The sequence below is a fragment of the Desulfovibrio sp. 1188_IL3213 genome, assembly GCF_036763145.1.
Taxonomy (GTDB): domain Bacteria; phylum Desulfobacterota; class Desulfovibrionia; order Desulfovibrionales; family Desulfovibrionaceae; genus Desulfovibrio.
In genome coordinates this window covers 1-5,219 of sequence record NZ_JBAIYR010000145.1, presented here as the reverse complement: position 1 = coordinate 5,219, position 5,219 = coordinate 1, and the positions used below count along the sequence as shown (strand labels likewise).

Sequence of the window (5,219 nt, the reverse complement as noted above, 5' to 3'; positions counted from 1 at the left end):
GCCCTCGGCGATAACCGCATCGCCGGGCGTCGGCACAGACATGGCGGGGCCGTCAAGGTTCTTGCGCTTGCGTTCGGGTTGGGGCGGCGGCGGCAGCTTTTCACGTTCTTTCGGGAAAAACGCCAGCCCCTGCTCCACATTGCCGCCGCCTTCAGGGAACGTGCCTTTTTCGGCAACGGCAAAAACAAGGGGAAGGTTGCCCAGGTAGCGGACAAGGTAATAGAACGTGCCGTTTACGTTGGTGCATGTGCCGGAGGAACTTTTGGCAACAGCTTCATCCCAGTTCACGCCAGCCAGGGGCGTGGCGGCAAAGTCATACTTTCCAGGCCACAGCAGGGCCTGGGGAGAAAGAATGACCACATTTTCCGGGCTGCCGGAATACTGCATGAGCGTACGCATGTCAAAATAGGCGGCGACCACACCCAAAAAGTCAACGCCGTCATAAAGCGGCGCGGCCAGCAGCACCTCGGGTCCCAGGGGGGAAGGCTGAACATCAGCCCTCAAGGCGCGGCTGCTCTGTTTCTTGTCTTCATAAAGCAGAGGGATGAAGTCAAGCTGTTTCGCTGGGTTGGCAGGTTCCTGCCCCAGAATGGTACCGTCGTACTTGACGCCGGCAAAGCCGCTGATCCAGGGGAAATTGTTGAAAAACGCGACAATCCAGTCGCGCGTGGGCGGCTTGTCGGCGTTGAGCATGACGCGCTCAAGGCGGCTCAGTTCCACGTCAATTCCCATCATGCTGTGCGTCAGGGCCAATGCCTGCGGCGAAAGTTCACCTTTTTCGTCATAATCCACCGAAGCCGGCGGGCTGACATACGTATTCCAGAATCCTTTGGTGGACTTCCATGCATTCTTGGTTGGCTGGTACGAGCTGCAGCCTGCAATAAGAAGGGCGGCAGCAGCCAGCATGAGTGTGGTCCGCAGATATGATTTGAACACCGTGTTCTCCCTCAGCTTTAGAGCTGCCATGCATTATTGCCGGACAACTCCGCACGAATGGTAAAGCGCCGTCAGACAACGATACAGAGCTTGTCAGTACTCTGGCGGTACAGGTAGATGTGGCCTTGAAATTTTTCAGCTGTGCGCCCTGGCTTCAACACGTTCCGCCAGCGCCTCAAGCATGCTTATGAGCTTGTCTTTGCCGCTTGCCGCTTCAGGCGCGGCGGCATCCTGAGCCGGTTCTTCCGGTTGCGCGCTGCCCAGCCGCGCGTTCAGGGTAGCTATTCTCTGGCGCAGGTCTGCGCTTTCTTCCGGCGCAGTGGCAGCGGCTGCCAGTTCGTGATAGATGTCCAGCGCCCCTTTGATGTCCCCCTGTTCAGCCAGAACCTCGGCCATGGAGCGTGTACGCAGGGAAAAACGCTCTTCGCCCTCCTCGCTTGCATCATCTCCAGAGCCAGCAAGGTTTTCTGCGGTAATTTCCGGCTCAAGCGCATCTTCTGTGGCCGGTTTCTCCGCGGGGAGAGCCTGGCGGGCCGTCTCGACACCATCAGATTGTTCCGGCAAGGCGGCCTCAGGGCCAAAAGCCGCAAGCTCCTCGTGAGCCAGATGTTCATGCGATAGATGCTGATGGGCGGAATGCACAGCAGAAAGTGTGCGATCTACAGGAGTAGTAGTGCTTGAGGCGCTGTCTTCAGGCTCTGCGGCCGGCTGTTCCGGAAAATCAGGATACCGGAACGCCGCAGCGTTATGCTGAAGGGAGGAATCTGCAGGATGACCGGCAGAAATAGCTATATCTTCACTTTCAAGTGAAGCATTAACTTTTACTGCCACATGACCGGGGCTGTCGAGATTTTTTGCTTGTTTTTCCGTGTGTTGCGCCACGTTGGATGAGGCATCCTGACCAAGAAAACTGCTGACGCCCCGTTCCATCACTTCTTGCAGCGATATGGGACCACGGGCGAAGTTAAGGGCCAGAAAATTCATGACAGCCGCAGCATCCGGCGAATGCGCTTCAGAGGCAAGGCTGGCGGCCCAGGCCTGCCAGAACCCGGCATACGCCGTAAGCATTTTGCTGAGTTTTTCGACCTGTTTTTCACAGGCGCTCTGCTCGCCCGCCCTGTAAAGCAGTTCGATCAGAAAGATACGGGCCTCAAGAAATTCATCGTGTCGTTTCAAGCCCCGTTCCAGAACCTCCACAGCCTCGTCAGTCCTTTGCGCTTCCGCCAGCAGGCGCGCCAGCGGAAAAAAGACCTTGGAGTTAGGCTCCAGATCCAGAACTTCTTTATACCACTCAATTTTTTCTGTCATATACTACGGCTCCCGATGGGGCTTGGCCGATGCGTCAAAAAGGTAAAGCACCTCATTGTCCCGCACATAATGCAGACGCTGCCGGATGACTTTCTCCACATATTGATTGTCTGACTGCAAAAGGCGGATTTCACGGCTGAGTGCCATATTTTCCGCGTCCAGAGCGGCTATCTGATTTTCCAGTGCAGCATACTGCCGTTTCAGCTCACGGTATTCGAGCAGCCCGGTAGGCCCCCAGACCATACGGCTGAAGAGCACTACGCTGATCAGGCCCAGAACAACAAGTATGAAAGAACGCCAGAACATTATTGCAAAAGCCGTCTTTTTTGAGTTTTGCCCTTGCGGGAAAGTTTCAGCTCCGCAAGAAAGGTCGCGGTGGCGTTTTCGAGCCGCTGAACATCTTCTTCAGCCAGCTCCATCTGGTCAACTTGAGAAAGATAGTCTTTGAGAGAACTCAGCTCTGAGTCGAAATAACGCCCCCATACTCCGGCTTTCATATCCGGCTCCAGTTCCAGTATGGTCTGGATGCAGTTTTTGAGACGTATCTGCAACGTACTCATGCCTTGCCGGAATCCTTACGTTCACGGGTGCGACGGTAGAAATCATAGCAATAGTTGGCGCCGGAAATAAGCGCCAGTACCAGCGCGGCATACAGCAGCACCTGGCCGATGGGCTGCGGATCAATGCCCCACAGGGGATAGTGCAGCACCAGAGGGACAACGGCAAAAATCTGCAAGACAGTCTTGGCTTTGCCGAACTTGTCGGCGGCAAGAACGATGCCTTCGTCGATGGCAATGGCGCGAAGCCCCGTGACCACAAGCTCGCGGCACACCATGATGATCACAATCCAGGCCGGAGTCCAGCCGAGTTGGACAAACATGATGAGCACAGAGCAGATCAACACCTTGTCGGCCAGCGGGTCCAAAAACTTGCCCATGCTGGTAACCATGTTGGAACGCCGGGCCACGTAGCCGTCAGCCCAGTCCGTAAACGAGGCAAAAATAAAGGCCAAGGCCGCGATCCTGCACACGGTCGGGCCTTCAAAGTAAAGCAGTAAAACCACCAGAGGGGTCATCAGAATACGTAACAGCGTAATTTTATTAGCAAGGTTAAGCATTGTATTTATTTTGACTCTCCCGGAGAATTTTTGTCCAAATAACATAAAAGCAGACGGGAGAAAAGAAGAAAAAACTCCCCTGCCGGGCTGCATGATCCGACAGGGAAGTTTTTGATCTGTAAAGAGACAACCGCCCTGCGCTGCCGTGTGAGATTGCCGAGCCAGACAGCCGATCAAAGCCGATGGCTCTGCGTCGAAGCGTCCTCAACGGGGGCAGGGCCGTTACTAGAGCAGATTAACTTTGAAAATGTATATTTTCAAAGTTTAAAACACGCTCGCTTCGGCGTTTAACCGCGCAAATAAATTGCGCTTACGCCTTCGCGGCGGGCGCCTGCTCGCGCAGTCGCCAGAGCAATTTCAAAGTGAAACTGCTCTAGGCATGCGTTGACGCCAGGGCCTCCAGGCTGCTGTCGCAGGCGCTGGCGATAGTGTCTGCCAACTGAAGAAAGGCGGTTTTTGCCGGGCTTTCCGCTTCAAGGTAGACCACAGGAACCCCGCGGTCTGCGGCGACCACGGTGGTGGGATCCAGGGGGACGGCCCCAAGGAACTTGAGTCCATAACGCTGCGCAAGTTCCTTGCCGCCGCCTTTTTTGAAAAGATCAATTTCCTGATGGCAGTGCGGGCATACAAGGCCGCTCATGTTCTCCACTACGCCAAGTACGTTGGAGTTGGTGTACTGAAGAAAATTGATGGCCTTGCGCACATCTGCCAGAGAAATTTCCTGTGGCGTGGTCACGACCACACAAAGCGCATCGGGGATGGCCTGCATAACGGTCATGTGCTCATCGCCCGTGCCGGGAGGCGAGTCGATAAGCAGAAAGTCAAGATCGCCCCACTTCACGTCCGAAATGAACTGTCTGATGGCGGCGGTTTTTTTGGGACCTCGCCACAGGATGGCCTGATCCTTGTCCTGGAGCAGAGAGTCCATGGAAATGACCGACAGGTTTTCGTCGTAGGCCGCAGGCAGCATGAGTTCGCCGCCAGGATCCATCTCTACCGTGCTTGTGAGGCCCAACAGGTTGGGTACGCTGGGGCCGTGCAGGTCCACATCAAGAATGCCCACTTTGAAACCACGCCGGGCCAGAGCCGCGGCCGTATTGACCGTAACGGAGCTTTTGCCCACCCCGCCCTTGCCGCTCATGACAAAAAGCTTGTGCCGGATATGCCCGAGCCTGTCGGCGATGACTTTGTCCTGCCGGGCCACAGGGTCGGTGCATTGTCCGTCTCCACCCTTGCCCGTAGCGCTTGGGCAAGAGGAAGACGAGGAACAGGAAGAACAGGAAGCCATGACATCTCCTTGTTGTTGATGGCGAGAGGCCGTGCTACCAGCCGTGGTCGCCCACCAGGTCCACAAAAATAGCGGGGCCGAGGTCTTCCCCGGTCATGCGGCCCTGCTCCTTGCGGAAGCGCATGAGCCGCTGTGCGCGGGGGCGGGGTCCCACGGGAATAAGCAGAATGCCGCCCTCGTCCAGTTGGTCTGTCAGGGGGCGCGGCACTTCCGGCCCGCCCGCCGTGACGATGATTCTGTCAAAGGGGGCGGCCTCAGGCATGCCCAGCGTGCCGTCCCGCCGCTGCATGTGTATGCCGCGCAAGCCCAGTTGCCGCAAGAGGGCTCCTGTGCTCTGGTACAGCTCACGCAAGCGCTCCACCGTAAAAACGATGCAGCCCATAGTTGCCAGCACCGCCGCCTGATATCCCGAGCCAGTGCCGATTTCCAGCACGCGCATGCCGCGGCGCACTTCGAGCGTCTGGCTCATAAGGGCCACCACATACGGCTGTGAAATGGTCTGGCCGTAACCAATGGGCAGCGGGGTGTCCTCATACGCCTGGGCGCGCAGCGCTTCCTGCACAAACAGGT

6 protein-coding genes and 1 pseudogene are annotated in these 5,219 nt (G+C 56.7%); all 7 read right to left on the bottom strand.

The window, feature by feature from the left end; translation table 11 throughout:
* Positions 1 to 936, bottom strand: a pseudogene (locus V6C16_RS07475) (hypothetical protein); the annotation flags it as partial.
* A 135-nt stretch (positions 937 to 1,071) separates the two neighbouring features.
* Positions 1,072 to 2,244: a tetratricopeptide repeat protein gene (locus tag V6C16_RS07470; RefSeq protein ID WP_333535355.1), complete on the bottom strand. Its 1,173-nt coding sequence runs from the start codon at positions 2,242 to 2,244 to the stop codon at positions 1,072 to 1,074.
* A gap of 3 nt (positions 2,245 to 2,247) precedes the next feature.
* Complete coding sequence (locus tag V6C16_RS07465; protein WP_333535356.1) at positions 2,248 to 2,550, bottom strand: FtsB family cell division protein; 303 nt, start codon at positions 2,548 to 2,550, stop codon at positions 2,248 to 2,250.
* Positions 2,550 to 2,804 carry a hypothetical protein gene (locus V6C16_RS07460; RefSeq protein ID WP_333535357.1) on the bottom strand — a complete coding sequence of 85 codons (255 nt, stop codon included), beginning with the start codon at positions 2,802 to 2,804 and terminating at the stop codon, positions 2,550 to 2,552. Before V6C16_RS07460 ends, V6C16_RS07465 begins: the two co-directional genes overlap by 1 nt.
* On the bottom strand, positions 2,801 to 3,361 hold the full coding sequence (gene pgsA, locus V6C16_RS07455) for a CDP-diacylglycerol--glycerol-3-phosphate 3-phosphatidyltransferase (RefSeq protein ID WP_333535358.1): 561 nt from the start codon (positions 3,359 to 3,361) through the stop codon (positions 2,801 to 2,803). The genes V6C16_RS07460 and pgsA overlap by 4 nt, the downstream gene beginning before the upstream one ends.
* Before the next feature lie 373 nt (positions 3,362 to 3,734).
* Entirely contained in the window at positions 3,735 to 4,649 is a 915-nt protein-coding gene (locus V6C16_RS07450; protein ID WP_333535359.1) for an Mrp/NBP35 family ATP-binding protein, read from the bottom strand.
* Between the two features lie 34 nt (positions 4,650 to 4,683).
* On the bottom strand, positions 4,684 to 5,219 hold a 536-nt coding region (locus V6C16_RS07445; RefSeq protein ID WP_333542960.1), incomplete at its 5' end, for a protein-L-isoaspartate(D-aspartate) O-methyltransferase.